Genomic DNA, 16772 nt, shown 5'->3' with positions numbered 1-16772 from the left:
CCGAAGTCCTCAGCCACTTAAGGGATCAAGGGCAATTGCGGACAATGCGTTCCCTGTTGCCATCCGCTAAACGCAATCTGAGCGAATTTGCTTGGACATTGGCTCGCGCGTCAGCGGGCGGGATGCCCGTAGTGGGCAGATCGCGCATTACGGGTCTTGGCAGCGCTCCATGGCAGATCCTGCATGTTTCGGTCGAGCTCCTGCTTGAGCGAGAGGTATTGAAGCATATCGGACAAGGCCAGGACGCCGAGAAGCCGTCCCTGTTCAACCACGAGCAGACGACTGTGCCGACCGCCCTGCATCCTTGCAAGCGCCTCCAGTGCATCCAGATGCGGAGGGACAATGATCTCCGGCGAGCAGGGGCGCATGACATCAGCGACGCGGCGCCGGGTGGTGTCGGAGGGATCAAGATCGCGGACATCCTTCGCCATGATGCAGCCAATGAGTTCGCCGTCGCGCAGCACGGGAAAAGCCTTGAAGTAGTACTTGTAAAAGTAATCCTCGACCAATTCCGCAATGGAAATATCCGGGGCGACGCCGATCGGATTGCGTTGCATGAGCGTGGAAACGGGAAGCCCGCCGAAGGTGTGGCGAAGCGTCAACTCGTGCCGTGCCGCGCCGGCGGCGCCGTGCAGGAACAAGCCAATAAAGAACAGCCAGACGCCACTGATTGTGCTGCCGGTGATGAATTCCAGGATGCCGTACAGGATCATGGCAAGGCCGAAGAACTCGCCACTGCCGGCGGCAATGCGCGTGGCCCGTCCAAAATCGTTCATCCAGCCCCAAAGGCCAGCGCGCAGCACCCGTCCGCCGTCGAGCGGGAAGGCGGGAATGAGATTGAACAGTGCCAAGATCCAATTGAGGCCGCCAAGGTAGTCGAGCACGCCGAATGCGGCGGGGGACATGGTCTTCTCGCCTGCGGCGGCGACCAGGAGCAGGATGGTGCCAAGCACCATGCTGGCGATCGGCCCGCCGATCGCCATAAGGAATTCTGCCTTGGCGCTGCTCGGCTCCTTGTTCAGTTCGGCGACCCCGCCGAAGATGAACAGCGTAATGCCGGCAATCGGCATGTCGTAACGCCGCGCAATCAGCGCATGGCTCAGCTCATGCAGGATGATCGAGATGAACAGGCCGATCGTGCCTGCGAATCCCATCCACCAGTATGTGGCGGCGGACAAATTCGGAACTGTGCGAGGGAACTCGCCGAGCGCCAGCGTCCAGATCAACAGCGCTGCCAGGATGAGCCACGAGATGTCGATCCATATCGTGAACCCGGCGAGCGTGAGGATTTTGATCCGGTGCAGGAACATCGCTGCCTCGCGAGCAGTGGCGCTCATGGGAAAACATCGCATCGAGGGCGCTTGTTCCTAAGGCTGAACACGGCGCATCAGGCCGCTGCACGATGAATGTCGGCGAACGTGATGCCCAGAACTCCGGATCATAGCGGCTCAAGTGCGTCGCGAATTGCTCTCGCATTCCGCTCAAAATCTCTCGGGTCGCCTTTCGCCCTACCTGGAGCGGGATACAGCCAAATGTGCGCATGCGGCACTTCTTCGCCCATGATGCGGGAATGTATTTCCTCGCAGAACGCCTTCTGCATTGCGCGCGCAACCGTCCGTACGACTTCGAAATACGCGCCAACGTTCGGTACGTCCCAGACCCAGCGCTGGTGTTTCTTTGGGATGATGAGAGTGTGCCCGGGGGATTGCGGGCGAATGTCGAGAAAGGCGAGATGTTCCTCGTCCTCATACACTTTCGCTGACGGCATCTCGCCGCTGACGATTTTGCAGAAAGGACAGTCGATCATTGCTGGGCTCTTTCCCGCGACTGGCGCAGATCGGACGAAATCGGAAAGCGTCGTAACATGTCGAGCACTTCGTCGTCGGAGACCTGGCCGAAATCCCGATAGTAGTAACCGATGGCGGCGAACGCGGTATGTTCCTCAAGACAGACGAAATCATCACATTCTGCGCGCATTTGCGGGACAATCTCGGTCGGTGCAACGGGAACCGCGAGAACGAGCCGGCTTGGATTTCGTTTTCGCGTCGCCTGCAAGGCGGCCCGCGTGGTGGCGCCGGTCGCAATGCCATCGTCGATAACGATTGCCGTCCGACCGGAAATCTCAAGACGTTGACGATCTCCCAAATAGCGCTGACGCCGCCTCTCTATCTCGGCAATCTCCTTGCGGCACTCGGCTTGGAAATCGGCTTCGCTGACGCCTGCGAGCCGAATGACATCATCATTGCGCACCACGATCGGTGCGCCACCATCTACGACGGCACCCATTGCCAACTCGTTTTGGAACGGGACGCCGACCTTGCGAACGATGATGAGATCGAGCGGCGCATGCAGCGCGGCTGCGACCTCAGCTGCCACGGGCACGCCACCCCGAGGGAGCGCCAGAATGGCCGGGTGCTGGTTCCCGTACGTGGCGAGGGGCGCCGCCAACTTTCGACCCGCTTCGATTCTATCTCTGAACGGCATGTCGCTGTCCTGCCTTCGAACCTGCTCCTGGAGCCATAGGCGTGAGGTAACGGGCGAACCATCGTGCTGCGTGGTCTGTCACTTGTTCGATGGCTCCCGGTTCCGAAAAGAGATGGCTGGCTCCCGGAACGATCTCGATTGCCTTGGGTTCTCGAAGCCGCGCAAATGCGTCTTGATTGAGCTCGATCACCCCGAAGTCATTGCCGCCGATCACGAAGAGGGTTGGAGCATTGACTTGATCGATTGCATCGCCGGCGAGATCGGGACGGCCGCCGCGCGAGACGATAGCGCCGATTCGGTTGCGGAGCCGGGCTGCTGCCATGAGCGCTGCTGCTGCTCCCGTGCTCGAGCCGAACAGACCCACCGCAAACCGAGCCATGGTCCGGTCCTGATCCAGCCAGCGCACCGCATCAAGCAAACGGTCGGCCAGCAGCTCAATGTTGAATACATTCGCGCGGTTCGCTTCTTCATCGACGGTCAAGAGGTCCAACAGCAGGGTCGCTAGCGCATGATGATTGAGAGCGGCGGCAACTGCCGTATTGCGCGGGCTGAAGCGACTCGATCCGCTTCCATGGGCAAAGACGACTACGGCACGGCTGCCTTCGGGAATGTGTAATATACCGGCAAGCCCACTAGGTGGAATGGAAACGTCCCGGACCTCACCGCTCTGTCCCGGTCGAGCACGAGCAACCATTTTCGCTCTCACTTCTTATTCCCTTTGCTACCAACGGGCGCTGCCAGCTTTGGTTTCGCAGCTCCGGAAGGCCTTCGCGTCGGCTTCGACAAGCCGCCCGGCGACGGGGCGGGAACCGCTCCTGTGGTATCGCTCGCCCAGATTGGGCGGATGAAGGCCTCTAAGGTGCAGGCGATCAATGCAACTCGGCAAAGCGGGGGCTGCGCCGTTCCTGCAGCGTTGATGGGCGCCAGCAATGGAAGCGCGAGAGCAGAGCGAGAGCGAAATCCGCGAGCTGCGGCTGCGTGACAAAGTACATTTTCTGAGCCGGCGAAATGTGTATCCGGAAGGCGCAGCCACCATCACCACTCGCGAGACCCATATGTCATGGGTCTTTCTCGTCGGGGATAAAGCCTACAAGCTGAAGAAGCCGGTCCGCTTTCCATATCTTGACTTTTCGAGCGTGGCCAAACGTGAGGCCGCGTGCCGGGCTGAGCTGCGCCTCAATCGCCGCCTCGCCCAGGACGTATATCTCGACGTCCTGCCGCTGGTCTGGTCTCCCAAGGGGCTTGCCATCGGCGGCTCAGGGGAGGCGGTGGATTGGCTCGTCATGATGCGTCGCCTCGACGAGCGGAATATGCTGGATAACAGCATTGTTGAGGGGGATGTCAAAACTTGGGAGCTTGATCGGCTGGCCGCTGTCCTTGCCCAGTTCTATCGCCGCGCACAGCCTACCTTCATTTCGTCGGCCGTCCGACTAGCCGAATGGTACCGAAGCCTCGACTATAATCGGCGCGTGCTGCTTGACAGGCGGCTCGCGATGCCGGCGGGGCTGATACAGTGGATCGACCAGATGCAACGCCGTTTCCTCGATCGCCGATCAGACCTACTCGCCGATCGCATCCGTCGCCGAAAGATCATCGATGGTCACGGCGACCTGCGGCCCGAGCACATCTGGCTTGGCGATCCAGTTCGCATCATTGACTGCATCGAATTCAATCCGCGCCTGCGTGCGGTCGATCCATTTGACGAGATCGCTTTCCTTGACCTTGAATGCGAGCGCCTTGGGGCAGGATGGATCGGCGAGTACATTACACGACGGATACGGCAAGAACTCAAGGACAGTCCGGGCGACGAGCTAATGACGTTTTATCGGTGTCATCGTGCAACATTGCGCGCCCGTCTTGCGATCGCCCATCTCCTCGAGCCCGAGCCGCGCAGTCCCGAGAAGTGGCCGCGGGTCGCGCGCCAATATCTTCGCCTGGCGGCATCGGACGCAATCAAGCTGGTTGGATTGCTCAGAAGACCAGGAGGTCGGCGAGATCGCGGTTCTCGTGCAGCCGGCGTATCGTCTCGGCGAGCAGTGGGGCGACAGGGAGGACTTTGACCTTGGCGCGCGCAGCGGCATCGTCAATTCGAACGGGCACCGCATCGGTCACGACAAACTGCTCAATGGCAGGATTCGCAACGACCTCGGCGGACCCAGGCATGAATAGCCCATGTGTCACGAAAGCCAATACGCGACGGGCGCCTGCGCGCCGTGCCGCCTGCGCGGCACGCAGCAGCGTGGTTCCGGTACTGATCAGGTCGTCAATGATGAGCACCGTCGCATCGGCTGCATCGCCGACGAAGAGGTCGCCCGAAACCACGCCGGCGCTGCGGTGCTTGTCGACGTACCCCTTGCCGATCGGACGATGCAGCGTGGCTTCCAACGCTTCTCGCAAGAGTTGTGCGCGCTTCACGCCACCGGGATCCGGAGACACCACGCTGAAGCTTTCATCCAATAAGTGCGCGGCAAACTTAACGAATAGCGTTGTCGACGTCAGTGCGACGGTCCGGCAGCGGAAGGCATTTTCGAACGCAACCGGATTGTGCACCTCGAGGGCGACGACGGCGTCAGTACCAACAGCCTCGAAGAGACTGCCAATGTAGCGCGTCGTTACCGGGTCGTTGAGCTTGGTGCGGCGATCCTTTCGCGCATAGCAAAGATACGGCACGACCGCGGTGACGCGAGCGGCGCCGCAGTCTTTGAGAGCGCCGATGAAGAAGAGCAATCGGCAGAGCTTGTCGTTTACGCTTTGGTTTGGCCCGTTATGCAGGGTTTGTATCACGTATGCGTCTGTGCCACGTACCGAATCGAGGGGGCGCGCCTTGTGCTCGCCATCCTCGAACTCACGCTCCTCGTGTGCAGCAAGCGACCAACCCAACGCCTGAGCCGTGGCTTTGCCAAGATCGGCCGTCGCGTTCAGCGCGAACAGCCGCATCTCGGAATGACAGGCCAATTCCGCCATCTATAGCTCCGTTCGCGAGATGACCGGCCCCCGAGCGGGATGGGATCACTTCCGCGTCGGCGGGGCTGCAAGCGCGAGACCCCAGCTTCAAGGGGATCTCACCATTGAACAAATGAGGCCAATGCCGAGTTCCCGGTATGGGAGAGGTGCCATTCGGTCTCGCGAAGCTGCATATGCGTGCCTTTCAAAAATGAAAGGCGTAAATGCGCCCGTCGGCGCCCACATAGAGGCGGTCCTGCGTCGCGATCAGCGTCTGGAAGCGTCGGAGGCCGCTCAAGGCCTCGCTTACAAAAATCGGTTCGCCGGTATCGCCGCGGAATGCGTGCAGCCGATTGTCGCCTTCGGCGCCAACAATCCAAACAATCGGGTTGGAATGGCCGTCCGTGGTGGTCGCAACGGGGGAGCCGCGGCCGCGGAGCGCACCGCACCAAGCAGTGGCTATCGCCGGCGGGGAGCCTGCTGCGATCTTCAAGACCGTCAAATCGTGACCTCGGCCGGGTTGCGGGCAATGCGCTCCGGAGGCCTGGAAGGCAACAAAGACATCATCGCCGACGCGATAGGCGGCCGGCGAGGTGACGATCGACGACTGGGATACTGTTTCGACCGCCAGCTGGCCGCCGACGCCGCCGAGACTATTTCGATCGAGAAGATAAGCCTTGCCATCCTTCCCCAGCGCCAGGATCAGAGCGCGATCCCCGCCCGCTCCGGTTATGTTGAAAGTAAGCGGATTGCTGCCCCCGAGGTCCGCATCGGCGGCATCGAGTGTTTTCCAATCCGATGGCGCAAAATAGTCCCTCTTGTCGTCTCTGCGGCGCAGGTCGGGTCCAAAGTGAAACACGGCTTCACCGTCGCTCCAGGTCGGCGCGCCGAGCGTATTCCCAGTCGCAAAGTAGATGTCATGCTCGGAGACGCTCAGACCGCCCGGCGCCCAGATCCCGCCCCCTCGCCCACGCGTTGCGAAGCTGACATGCTTGCCGGGCTCGCGCAGGGAAAGTCCGACCACCCAGCCGTGATAGTTCCCGCAATCACCAAAATGGCCACTGAAGGCGACATAGACAGTGTCGTCGAGAAGCGTGAGCGCCGCGCGCTGGTTGTGGACGCTCGGGTCGAAATGTCGTCCTGCCTTTTGCAGAAGGTCGGCCACATCGATCGGCCAGCCGGGGAGAACGCTGCCATCCTTTGTCGAAAGCGCGAACACCTCGTGGCGCGGGCCGTTTCCTCGCTCCACGGCAGCATCGAAATAGATGGCTTGGGTTGCAGGGTCGATCACCGGCGTCCCGGTAATACCAAGCGGATCGATATTTCCGCACGGCAGCGACGAACGGCGCACTGGACGCCCGACCACGCGCCTCCACAATTCCTTACCGGTCGTCGCGTCGAGGGCCTGGACGACGTCGTCCTCGGTGGCCACGAATAGCATCCCGGCGTTCGCGCCAGGAGGACGCCAGTACAGCGGCTGAGCGTACATCGAGCCCGCGACACGGGCGTTGAACGTGCGATCCAGCTGAACCGATCTGGCTTTATCCCAGGATAGCGCGGGAACGACGTACTGGCCGCTTCGGCTGTTGTCGCCATGATAGGTCAGAACGGAGCCGTCTTGAGCAAGGGCGGATAGCGGCGATAGCGCAAGTGCAAATAGTCCCACCCTCCAGGCAGGACGGGCTGTCCTCGAAAAAGCGCGTCGGATGTTCATGTCCGCCTAACAGCCCCGCGCTGCTCCGGTTCCATCATCGTGGGGCAGATGAGCTGAGGCGTTTCGCTCTCGCGCTCATCGAGCGTCGGTTTCACTCGCTCTTCGCGAGGACGTCGACGACCTCGTACAAATGAGGATCGATGTCGTCGGTGAGACTTCCGAATTGACTCCAGGCTTTGCGAAATTCAGGTGATTGGTGCGCGGCCTGTAGGAGATCACGGCTTTCCCATTGAATGTAATTCACGATACGACGCCCATCGAGGCTGCGATGCAGGCTGACGGAAATGAACCCCGGCTGACGCTGCATGAAGCGAGCTCGCTCCCTCATGAGCGATAGGGCTTCGGCCTGCTTCTCCGGTTCGGCTTCGATGATGGTAATTTGCGTGACCGGCTGCTGGCCGATCTGGATCTGTGGCATGGCGATCTCCTTTCACGGTATTATCGATCGATCTCCCCAAACACGATGTCCAGCGACCCGATGATCGCCGAGACGTCGGCGAGCAAGTGGCCGCGGCAGAGTAGGTCCATCGCCTGCAGATGCGCGAACGATGGAGCGCGGATCTTGCACCTGTAGGGTTGGTTGGTCCCATCGGAAACCAGATACACGCCGAACTCGCCCTTGGGGGCTTCCACTGCCGCATAGATCTCCCCGGCAGGCACGTGAAAGCCTTCTGTGTAAAGCTTGAAATGATGGATCAGGGCTTCCATCGAGCGCTTCATCTCGCCGCGGCGCGGAGGAAAGATCTTGTTGTCCTGCACTGCGACCGGACCTTGCCCGTCAGGAGCCCGGAGTTTGGCGATGCACTGTCTCATGATGCGCACCGACTGGCGCATTTCTTCCATGCGGACCAGATAGCGGTCATAGCAGTCACCGTTCTTGCCAATCGGAATGTCGAAATCCATCTCCGGATAGCATTCATAGGGCTGCGCCTTGCGAAGGTCCCAGGCGGCGCCGGAGCCACGCACCATGACGCCCGAGAATCCCCACTCCCAGGCTTGCTTCAACGTCACCCTGCCGATGTCGACGTTGCGCTGCTTGAAGATGCGAAGTCCCGTCAGCAACCGATCCAGATCGTCCACCACGCGCAGGAACGGATCGCAAAAGGCTTCGATGTCATCGATCAGCTTCGGTGGCAGGTCCTGATGCACGCCACCGACACGGAAGTAATTGGCGTGCATGCGCGCACCGGATGCGCGTTCGTAGAATACCATCAGCTTCTCACGCTCTTCGAACCCCCACAGCGGTGGGGTGAGCGCCCCGACGTCCATCGCCTGGGTCGTGATGTTGAGCAGATGCGAGAGCAGCCGTCCGATTTCACAGAACAGCACGCGAATCAGTTGGCCGCGGCGCGGCACTTCCAGGCCAAGTAGCCGCTCCGCTGCGAGGCAGAACGCATGCTCCTGGTTCATCGGCGCGACATAGTCGAGCCGGTCGAAATACCCGATCGATTGCTGATAGGTCTTGTTTTCGATCAGTTTTTCGGTTCCGCGATGGAGCAGGCCGATGTGAGGATCGACGCGACGAACCACCTCGCCATCAAGCTCCAGCACCAGGCGCAGCACGCCGTGGGCCGCAGGATGCTGCGGCCCAAAATTGATGGTGAAATTGCGGAGGCCTTCTTCCTCCATGGCGAACTCACGGCTGCGGCAGCGGGTCCGCGCCCGGCGTAGCAGCAACGCGGCCCAAGCCTTGGTCGTTCCTAAAGCTTCCGCAGCCTCCTCGGGCCCCGTTGCGAGGAACTACACGGCCGCATCGCGTCCCGGCCCGAACCTAGGAACACGTGCGTTTGCATTCCGTTGAGCAGGGTGCAGGGCAGAAGGGTTGAGCACGATAGGCTGCGACATGGTTTCTGTGCGACGGAGGCGCGGCGACCCGGAGGCGGAGGTTTCGGAGGAGATCGTCGAAAAAGGCGACATCTATTTTGCCTACCGACCCCGGATCGAGGAAGATAAGGTCGAAGACCTCGGCGACATCCAGCGCTTCTACATGGTGATGAAGCCGGAACGACAGGCCCGGCTTCGTGTGGCGGTGCTCGGGCGCAAGCGGCTGCCCGAGGCGCGTGATCATGAACGCATCTGGGGGTTCATCGAAGCGATCAAGTCCGGTCCCGCCGTCGAGAACGAATTCCGTGAGCATCATTATGCGACCAGGACGCGCGGTGAACGCACGCTGCCGCCGGTCCGGCCCGCCGGCGAAGGCGTCTATGCGCTAATCAAGCGCGGTCGCAATCTCCATTTGAGCTATGAACTCGAACTGCCACGGCGGCCCGGCGAAGTCCAGGAGGAGCTGAATATCGAGCGCCAGGCGGCGTACATTCTGTCTATCAAGAACCCCGAGGCCGGGTCTCCGCCCGGCGCGGGACTGTCAGAGCGGGAAGAGGCGCATTACCCCAAACCGGTCGAGCGGCAATTCCGCGGCCGGCGCTTCGCATCGGAAGACCCGCATCTGCTCGACTATGAAGGCGCCGAATTCATCCTGATCGGCGCGCGCGTCGATCCCGAGCGCGCCTATGGGGTCGATATCGAGACCGAACACGAGACGGCCCGCAATGCCGACATTTTCCGCCAGCTCAAGATGTCGCCGCGCGAGCATCCCATCGGTCCGCTGATCAAGGGCGAATGGCAATAAAGGCAGTGCGTGAAAGGCAGTGCATGGTCGGCTTTCCAGGCACTTGAACCAAGGAGACCGCATATGAACCGGACGATCGAACTCTTGGCGCAAGGCCAGAGCTGCTGGATGGATGATCTCACCCGGCGAATGATCAATAGCGGCGATCTGGCACGGCGGGTTGGCGAGGAAGGCTTGCGTGGTATCACGTCGAATCCGGCCATCTTCGAGAAGGCGGTCGCGGAAGGCGCGGATTACGACGATGACATCGTTCGCGCAGCCGCGGCGGGCCGATCCCCAGCCGGCATCTACGAAGAACTCATTACCAGCGACGTACGCAACGCCTGTGATATCCTGCGCCCGGTGTATGAGGAGACCGCGGGCGTCGACGGCTTCGTAAGCCTCGAAGTATCGCCCCACCTCGCGCACGATACAGAGGCCTCGATCGAGGAGGCGCGGAGGCTGTGGACACTGGTCGACCGGCCCAACCTGTTCATCAAGATTCCCGGCACTCCGGCAGGGGTTCCGGCCGTCGAACAGCTGCTGTTCGAAGGCATCAACGTCAACATCACGCTGCTGTTCTCGATCGCGCGCTACGAGGCGGTGGCCGAGGCCTACCTGCGAGCGCTTGAACGGCGGCTGGACGCAGGCCAGCCGATCGAACGCATCGCTTCGGTCGCAAGTTTTTTCCTCAGTCGCATCGATGTGCTCGTCGATCGACTGCTGCGGCAGCGCATCGTGCCCGACCGCCTGCCTCCCGATCCTGATCCACGCAGCCTTCTGGGCAAGGTCGCGATCGCGAACGCCAAGCTCGCCTATCAGGCATTTAGCCATATCCGGGCGAGTAACCGCTGGATGGCGCTCGCCGAGAAAGGCGCGCGGGTACAGCGGATGCTATGGGCGAGCACCAGCACCAAGAACCCGGACTATCCGGATCTCATGTATGTCGAGCCGTTGATCGGTCCAATGACCATCAACACGATGACGCGCAAGACCATCGCGGGGTTCCGCGAGCACGGCACTGTGCAGGCCACGGTCACGCACGATGTGCAGCGCGCGCGGCGCGTCATGGAAGATCTGGGCCGGCTTGGGGTGTCGTTCGATCTGGTCACGGCCCAGCTCGAGAACGACGCGGTCCAGAAGTTCATCGATCCGTTCGACTCGCTGCTCAAGCTGTTCGCCACCAAGGGTGAGCGCGCTGTGGCCTTCCGTGATGCGGACGATCTGCGCGCAGAGGCCCGCCGGCTGCGGCGACTGGTGATCCGCATGACGACGGAAGCGGGCTCGGGTCATCCCACCTCTTGCATGTCGTGCGCCGATATCGTGGCAGCGCTGTTCTTCCGCGAGATGCGCTGGGATCCGCTCGATGCGGCCGCGCGCAATGTCGATACGTTCGTTCTGTCGAAGGGCCATGCGGCGCCAATCCTGTGGGCGGCCTTGCACGAAGCCGGCGCCATCAGCGAGGATCCGCTGTCACTGCGGCGGATCGATAGCACGCTGGAAGGCCATCCGACTCCGCTCAATCCATGGGTCAGGGTCGCGACCGGATCGCTCGGACAGGGGCTTGCGGCGGCCAATGGGCTCGCAGCGGCGAACCGCCTGGACCGCATCGATGCCCGCGTGTTCTGCCTGCTTGGCGACGGCGAATGCTCGGAAGGCTCCGTGTGGGAGGCCGCGCAGTTTGCTTCGCTCAATGGTCTTGCGAACGTGACTGCGATCGTTGACATCAATGGTCTCGGCCAGAGCGAGGCGGCGCCCTATCACCACGATACCGCGGTGTTCGCGCGTCGGTTCGCGAGCTTCGGCTGGCGCACCATCGAGATCGATGGTCACGATATGACAGCGATCCTTGCGGCATTTCGGACCGCGCATGACGGTGGCCCGACCGCCATCCTCGCGCGTACCATCAAGGGCAAAGGGGTCTCGTTCCTGGAAGGAGCGGACGGATGGCACGGCAAACCGCTCGACCGCAAGCAGATGGCGCAGGCACTCGACGAACTGGGCGATGAGACGCAGGCGCCGCCCGTCGTCGAGCCACGTCGCGTCGGCCAGATGGCGCGCCCGCAGCGCGTGGCCGCGACACACGCCCCTCCCGCCTATCGGCTGGGCGATAAGGTCGCCACCCGCGAGGCGTTCGGGCACGCGCTGGAGAAGCTCGCTGGCGAGGAGCCCGCGCTGGTAGCGCTTGACGGCGACGTGAAGAACTCCACCGGAACAGAGCCGTTCGCGGCCCGATACCCGGAACGGTTCTTCGAGAGTTTCATCGCCGAGCAGAACATGGTCGGCGTCGCCCTCGGACTCGCGGCGGCGGGCAAGATCCCATGTGCAGCGACGTTCGCCTGCTTCCTCACGCGTGCTTATGATTTCATCCGCATGGCGCAGTATTCGCGGCCCGCCCATCTCGTCCTGTGCGGCAGCCATTGCGGCGTGTCGATCGGCGAGGACGGCCCGTCACAGATGGGCCTTGAGGATCTCGCCATGTTCCGCGCCCTGATCGAAAGTACGGTCTTGTATCCGGCAGATGCGGTGAGCGCCGAGCAGCTGACCGCGATGGCGGCGCGTACCAATGGCATCGTCTACATCCGGACGACACGGCCCAAGACGCCGGTGATCTACTCCAATGCGGAGGAGTTTCCGATCGGCGGCAGCAAGGTGCTGCGCTCGTCGCTGCAAGATCGGCTCACTGTCGTTGCGGCTGGTATTACGGTGCATGAGGCGTTGGCCGCTTCCGACATGCTCGATGCACGTGGGATTTCGATCCGTGTGATTGATGCCTACTCGGTGAAGCCTATCGATGTCGTCACGCTATCGGCAGCCGCTCGCGATACCGGGGGGCTGATTGTCGTCGAGGACCACGCGATCGATGGCGGGCTGGGCGATGCCGTGTCGACCGCGGTCGGCTCGACGGCGCCGGTGCATCGGCTGGGGGTTGCGCGACTGCCGCGCTCCGGCACGAAAGACGAATTGCTCGACAGGTACGGCATCTCGCGCCGGTCGATTGAAGAGAAGGTCCTGCAGTTGGCTGCCTGAAACAAAAATAGACCCCGCCATCCAATGATTGGAATGACGGGGCTCGAGCTTTCACTTTTTAAAGGATTCCACCTTTCAAAAGTTACTTGCTCTGACTGGATAACTGCCACACGGCGCAGTCGTTCCCGGAAATTTTCGTCCGCGGCCTGTGTTAATGCAGCTCAGTTCCCCGGCATCCAAATAAGAAGTTCCCGGAGCACCGTGCTGAACCTGCCCCTTGAATCACGCCCCGCTCCAGGTCGGTGCTGGAGCGAAAAGAGGGAGTGGGCGACGGCCAAGCGTCCGTTACTTCAACGGCCTATCTGGCCGCCGTTTCCGGCGATGCGCGGATACTCTAAAATCAGGTGCCTACCATCGGTGAGAGGCTCAGGCGGTGGCGGAACTCTGGTTGTGCTGCTGGCTCGGCCGCGCGATTCCATGCAGCGCCTTGGCAGTCCCTGCCGACTGGCGCACCAAATCGCTAAGCGACACGATCCCGACCAGGCGCTTGTTCCGGTCTACCACGGGCAATCGTCGTACCTGGATCTCACTCATGTTCGTACAGACGTGAGATATGTCCTCGTCTTCGAAGCAGTATTTCACCTCTTGGGTCATCGCGTCACGGACCTTGCTGTTCGGCCCTTTGCCGTCCGCGATGCAGCGCACCGCAATGTCGCGGTCTGTGATCATGCCCACGAGGCGGTCACCTTCACCCACGGGCAATACGCCACAATCGCACTCTTTCATCAGCTTTGCTGCATTCTGTATCGTGTCGTTAGGATTTACGACTTTCGCGTCGCGCGTCATCACATCGCTGATCTTCTTCATGATCAACTCCTATGCCAGTCTGCCCCGACAGATTTCGATGATGCGGGGGCTTCTTCGATTGATATGTCAACACAACGGAGGCGACGATCGCGCGTTCCAAAAACGATACTGGTTCTGATCCGTGCAGAGACGAGAGCGTCACGGCCTGTTTCAGCCTGGCCCCACCGCCATGCCCTTCTCGGCGAGTTCCTTCTTCGCATGCTCGTTCTTGCCGAGGTGTGTCAGGCACATCCCGCGCAGCACGTTCGGAGCCTTGGTGAACTGGACGTTGTCATAACCCACGATCTCAACGCGGTTGCCCCACGGATCGCGAAAATCGAGGAAGGGTCCATCGATCACGGCGACACCGGCGGCATCCAGTGCCTTGCGCGCCGCTTCCTTGTCGTCGACCACGAGCCCGAAATGGCGGCCGTCGTCCGCTGCTTGCCGGCGGCCTTTCTGCAGCGCTATGAACTGGTCGCCCAGATCGATGAAGGCCATGGTGTCGGTCTTGCCACGTAGCTCGAAGCTGAACAGACGGCCGTAGAATGCCAGTGCTTCTTCGATCTCTCCGACTTCCAAAGCTATGTGGTTGAAGCCAATGGCGCGCGGCCTTGCGAACTCAGTCATTGGATTCTCCTCTTTTGCCTACCTATCGATCAGGTGGGTAGACTCAGCCCAGGCCGCAATCGGGTACGAGGGCCCAGCCACGAACTCCACAAGGTCCGATGCGGATCTCGAGTGATCACAACGTTCGGCCGAATCCATGCCACAGCGCGTTGCTCCTCATTACGTTGCCTTGGGAACAGCGCTGACACGGCTGCATTTTAGTCAGGGAAGAGATGGATTCCTTGCGATGGCGGCGCCCGGCTGACTGACATTCTGTTAGCCATCGGGCCTCATCCCACCAATCTCCATCTCCCGTCCCCCGCCCTTTTCAGCACGGGATCGTTCACCCGCACGTGCTCGGCGAGGAAATCGATGAACGCGCGGACGCGCGCCGGAAGCGGCGCGGTGTGGCCGACATAGACGGCGTGGATGTCTTCGCGGTCGCCGGGATTGTAGCTTTGCAGCACCGGCGCGAGGCGGCCCGATTCGATGTCGGGGCCGATGTGGAAGAGGGCGAGGCGCGCGAGCCCGACGCCGCCGAGCGCAAGGCGGCGCGCGGCTTCGCCGTCGCTGGCGCGCGCGACGGGCGGCGGCACCGCTTCCTCGGTGTGGTCGCCGCGCTTGAATGGCCAGCCGCGGTACTGCGCGGAAAGGTCCAGCCGATGCCGCGGTGATCGGCGAGATCGGCCGGCGTCTTCGGCGTGCCGCAGCGTGCGAGATAGTCCGGCGCGCCGACCACGACCATGCGGCTGGTGCCGAGTTTCCGTGCGACGAGACGCGACGCACGCAATGGACCGACACGGATCGCGACGTCGGCGCGTTCCTGCATCAGGTCGATCAGCGTGTCCGTGAGCACGAGATCGAGCGTGACGTCGGGATGCGCTTCCAGGAAGCGCGGGATCAGCGGCATCACATGCAGCATGCCGAACGGAATGTTGCTGTTTACCGTGAGGCGACCGCGCGGGGCCGCACCGGAGGCCGCCTCGCGTTCGGCTTCCTCCATCTCTGCGAGGATCCGCACGGCCCGCTGGTAGAACGCCTGGCCTTCTTCGGTCAGGGTCAGCTTGCGCGTGGTGCGGTTGACCAGGCGCGAGCCGAGCCGTGCCTCGAGCCGCGAGATCAACTTGCTCACGCCCGACGGCGTCAGGCGCAGTTTTTGCGCGGCCTGGGTGAAGCCGCCTAAGTCGACGACGCGGACGAAAACCTCCATCTCAGCGGAGCGGTTGGTGTCGAAGCGGGCCATGTTGAATTCACGTCACAAATGATTGGATTGCGGACATTCTAATGGTTTTGCTGCGGTGCGGCTATCTGCGTGGCTCGTCTCATCCATCGGAGCCACGCATGCCTCCCGCCGTCCTTGCGCTCACCGCTGGTGCCTTCGGCATCGGCACCACCGAATTCATCATCATGGGCCTGTTGCTCCAGGTCGCCGCCGAGATGCATGTCTCGGTGCCGGTCGCGGGCCTGCTGATCTCCGGCTATGCGCTCGGCGTGTTCGTCGGCGCGCCGGTGCTGACGCTCGCCACACGGCGCATGCCGCGGAAGTCCGTGCTGCTGGCGCTGATGGCGATCTTCACACTGGGCAATGCCGCTTGCGCACTGGCGCCGAACTACGAGCTGCTGATGGCCGCGCGCGTGCTGACATCGCTCGCCCACGGTACCTTCTTCGGCGTGGGGTCGGTGGTGGCGACGAGCCTCGTCGCCGAGGACAAGCGGGCCTCGGCGATTGCCACCATGTTCATCGGCCTCACGGTCGCGACACTGCTGGGTGTGCCCTTCGGCGCCTGGTTCGGCCTGATGCTCGGCTGGCGCGCGGCATTCTGGGCCGTGACGGTCATCGGCGTGATCGCCTTTGCTGTGGTCGCCGCGCTCGTGCCCGGCCATGTCGGGAACGGCGACAAGCCGGTCTCGCTTGCCGAGGAAATATCGGTGCTCGGCCGCCCGCAGGTGCTGCTCGGCCTTGCCATGACCGTGTTCGGCTTTGCCGGCCTGTTCGTCGTCTTCACCTATATCCAGCCGATCCTGACGCGCTTCACCGGCTTTTCGGAGACCGCGGTCTCGCCGATCCTGCTGGTATTCGGCGTCGGGCTCGCGATCGGCAACGTCGCCGGCGGCAAGCTCGCCGACCGTGGCCTCGCCGGCGCGCTGACCGGAACGCTCGCCGCGTTCGCCATGGTGCTTCTTGGTCTTGCCGCCGTACTGTCGGTCAAGATCCCGGCGGTCGTGCTGATCCTGCTGCTGGGCATCGCCGCCTTTGCGACCGTCGCCCCGCTCCAGCTTCGCGTGCTGGAAGCGGCTGGCCCCAATGGCCGCACGCTCGCCTCCAGCCTCAACATCGCCGCGTTCAATCTTGGCAACGCCCTCGGTGCCTGGGCCGGCGGTGTCACCATCGATCGCGGGCTCGGCCTTTCGGCGCTCCCTCTGGTCGCAGCCGGCATCACCGCCGTCGGTCTCGTGCTGGCGCTGTGGAGCCTCCGGCTGGACCGCGCGCAAGCCGCCGTTGCGGCTTGTCCGGCGGAATAGCGCAGCGGCGCGTTCGTGGACGATTCGCCGCGCCGCGCCATCGCGCCATGCAGAAAACGCACCTGTACACGTCCC

Annotated in this window: 14 protein-coding genes and 1 pseudogene; 4 read left to right on the top strand and 11 right to left on the bottom strand. The window is 62.3% G+C overall.

Translation table 11 applies throughout. The features are described from left to right. Positions 1-110: 110 nt before the first annotated feature. The 4 genes from ACR9YP_RS03690 to ACR9YP_RS03675 form a co-directional block, all read right to left on the bottom strand. Complete coding sequence (locus ACR9YP_RS03690; protein WP_474219032.1) at positions 111-1337, bottom strand: CBS domain-containing protein; 1227 nt, start codon at positions 1335-1337, stop codon at positions 111-113. 101 nt (positions 1338-1438) lie between these two features. Further along, complete coding sequence (locus ACR9YP_RS03685) at positions 1439-1807, bottom strand: HIT family protein (RefSeq protein ID WP_474219030.1); 369 nt, start codon at positions 1805-1807, stop codon at positions 1439-1441. Beyond that, positions 1804-2484: a phosphoribosyltransferase gene (locus ACR9YP_RS03680; protein ID WP_438103969.1), complete on the bottom strand. Its 681-nt coding sequence runs from the start codon at positions 2482-2484 to the stop codon at positions 1804-1806. The genes ACR9YP_RS03685 and ACR9YP_RS03680 overlap by 4 nt, the downstream gene beginning before the upstream one ends. Beyond that, positions 2468-3178, bottom strand: a complete 711-nt coding sequence (locus ACR9YP_RS03675) for a dienelactone hydrolase family protein (RefSeq protein WP_474219029.1) — start codon at positions 3176-3178, stop codon at positions 2468-2470. Before ACR9YP_RS03675 ends, ACR9YP_RS03680 begins: the two co-directional genes overlap by 17 nt. A gap of 235 nt (positions 3179-3413) precedes the next feature. Between ACR9YP_RS03675 and ACR9YP_RS03670 the strand changes: the two genes are divergently transcribed. After that, on the top strand, positions 3414-4544 hold the full coding sequence (locus ACR9YP_RS03670; RefSeq protein WP_438103974.1) for a hypothetical protein: 1131 nt from the start codon (positions 3414-3416) through the stop codon (positions 4542-4544). Here ACR9YP_RS03670 and ACR9YP_RS03665 read toward each other — a convergent pair. From ACR9YP_RS03665 to ACR9YP_RS03650, 4 genes are all read right to left on the bottom strand, one after another. Beyond that, on the bottom strand, positions 4456-5448 hold the full coding sequence (locus ACR9YP_RS03665; protein ID WP_438103975.1) for a ribose-phosphate diphosphokinase: 993 nt from the start codon (positions 5446-5448) through the stop codon (positions 4456-4458). The genes ACR9YP_RS03670 and ACR9YP_RS03665 overlap by 89 nt on opposite strands. A 184-nt stretch (positions 5449-5632) precedes the next feature. Further along, positions 5633-7141, bottom strand: coding sequence for an outer membrane protein assembly factor BamB family protein (locus ACR9YP_RS03660; RefSeq protein WP_438103977.1), 1509 nt, complete (start codon positions 7139-7141; stop codon positions 5633-5635). 91 nt (positions 7142-7232) lie between these two features. After that, positions 7233-7559 (bottom strand): antibiotic biosynthesis monooxygenase family protein, encoded by a 327-nt coding sequence (locus ACR9YP_RS03655; RefSeq protein WP_438103979.1) that lies wholly within the window; start codon positions 7557-7559, stop codon positions 7233-7235. A 20-nt stretch (positions 7560-7579) separates the two neighbouring features. Then, positions 7580-8770: an NADH-quinone oxidoreductase subunit D gene (locus ACR9YP_RS03650; RefSeq protein WP_091893905.1), complete on the bottom strand. Its 1191-nt coding sequence runs from the start codon at positions 8768-8770 to the stop codon at positions 7580-7582. 214 nt (positions 8771-8984) lie between these two features. On the opposite strand from ACR9YP_RS03650, the gene ACR9YP_RS03645 reads away from it, so the two are divergent. Next, positions 8985-9770: a hypothetical protein gene (locus tag ACR9YP_RS03645; protein WP_438103981.1), complete on the top strand. Its 786-nt coding sequence runs from the start codon at positions 8985-8987 to the stop codon at positions 9768-9770. A gap of 63 nt (positions 9771-9833) precedes the next feature. Then, positions 9834-12779, top strand: coding sequence for a transketolase (locus ACR9YP_RS03640; protein WP_474219028.1), 2946 nt, complete (start codon positions 9834-9836; stop codon positions 12777-12779). Between the two features lie 366 nt (positions 12780-13145). On the opposite strand, the gene ACR9YP_RS03635 is transcribed toward ACR9YP_RS03640, so the two are convergent. The 3 genes and pseudogenes from ACR9YP_RS03635 to ACR9YP_RS03625 all read right to left on the bottom strand — a co-directional run bounded on the left by ACR9YP_RS03635 (position 13146) and on the right by ACR9YP_RS03625 (position 15417). Beyond that, positions 13146-13586, bottom strand: coding sequence for a CBS domain-containing protein (locus ACR9YP_RS03635; protein WP_091893903.1), 441 nt, complete (start codon positions 13584-13586; stop codon positions 13146-13148). 150 nt (positions 13587-13736) lie between these two features. Continuing rightward, positions 13737-14195, bottom strand: a complete 459-nt coding sequence (locus ACR9YP_RS03630) for a VOC family protein (RefSeq protein WP_438103987.1) — start codon at positions 14193-14195, stop codon at positions 13737-13739. Between the two features lie 269 nt (positions 14196-14464). After that, positions 14465-15417 (bottom strand): annotated as a pseudogene (locus ACR9YP_RS03625) (LysR family transcriptional regulator). 98 nt (positions 15418-15515) lie between these two features. Here ACR9YP_RS03625 and ACR9YP_RS03620 point away from each other — a divergent pair. After that, a complete protein-coding gene (locus tag ACR9YP_RS03620) occupies positions 15516-16697 on the top strand; it encodes an MFS transporter (protein WP_438103989.1) in 1182 nt (393 codons plus the stop codon). The last annotated feature ends 75 nt before the right edge of the window (positions 16698-16772 follow it).

Source organism: Bradyrhizobium sp. BR14999, assembly GCF_056106085.1.
This window is presented reverse-complemented; position numbering and strand designations above follow the sequence as displayed.

Bases quoted from the DNA above. Each gene is read 5' to 3' on its own strand.
- ACR9YP_RS03675 (WP_474219029.1), bottom strand. From the start codon at position 3,178: ATGGTTGCTCGTGCTCGACCGGGACAGAGCGGTGAGGTCCGGGACGTT.
- ACR9YP_RS03630 (WP_438103987.1), bottom strand. From the start codon at position 14,195: ATGACTGAGTTCGCAAGGCCGCGCGCCATTGGCTTCAACCACATAGCT.
- ACR9YP_RS03635 (WP_091893903.1), bottom strand. From the start codon at position 13,586: ATGAAGAAGATCAGCGATGTGATGACGCGCGACGCGAAAGTCGTAAAT.
- ACR9YP_RS03665 (WP_438103975.1), bottom strand. From the start codon at position 5,448: ATGGCGGAATTGGCCTGTCATTCCGAGATGCGGCTGTTCGCGCTGAAC.
- ACR9YP_RS03620 (WP_438103989.1), top strand. From the start codon at position 15,516: ATGCCTCCCGCCGTCCTTGCGCTCACCGCTGGTGCCTTCGGCATCGGC.
- ACR9YP_RS03690 (WP_474219032.1), bottom strand. From the start codon at position 1,337: ATGAGCGCCACTGCTCGCGAGGCAGCGATGTTCCTGCACCGGATCAAA.
- ACR9YP_RS03660 (WP_438103977.1), bottom strand. From the start codon at position 7,141: ATGAACATCCGACGCGCTTTTTCGAGGACAGCCCGTCCTGCCTGGAGG.
- ACR9YP_RS03655 (WP_438103979.1), bottom strand. From the start codon at position 7,559: ATGCCACAGATCCAGATCGGCCAGCAGCCGGTCACGCAAATTACCATC.
- ACR9YP_RS03650 (WP_091893905.1), bottom strand. From the start codon at position 8,770: ATGGAGGAAGAAGGCCTCCGCAATTTCACCATCAATTTTGGGCCGCAG.
- ACR9YP_RS03680 (WP_438103969.1), bottom strand. From the start codon at position 2,484: ATGCCGTTCAGAGATAGAATCGAAGCGGGTCGAAAGTTGGCGGCGCCC.
- ACR9YP_RS03645 (WP_438103981.1), top strand. From the start codon at position 8,985: ATGGTTTCTGTGCGACGGAGGCGCGGCGACCCGGAGGCGGAGGTTTCG.
- ACR9YP_RS03640 (WP_474219028.1), top strand. From the start codon at position 9,834: ATGAACCGGACGATCGAACTCTTGGCGCAAGGCCAGAGCTGCTGGATG.
- ACR9YP_RS03685 (WP_474219030.1), bottom strand. From the start codon at position 1,807: ATGATCGACTGTCCTTTCTGCAAAATCGTCAGCGGCGAGATGCCGTCA.
- ACR9YP_RS03670 (WP_438103974.1), top strand. From the start codon at position 3,414: ATGGAAGCGCGAGAGCAGAGCGAGAGCGAAATCCGCGAGCTGCGGCTG.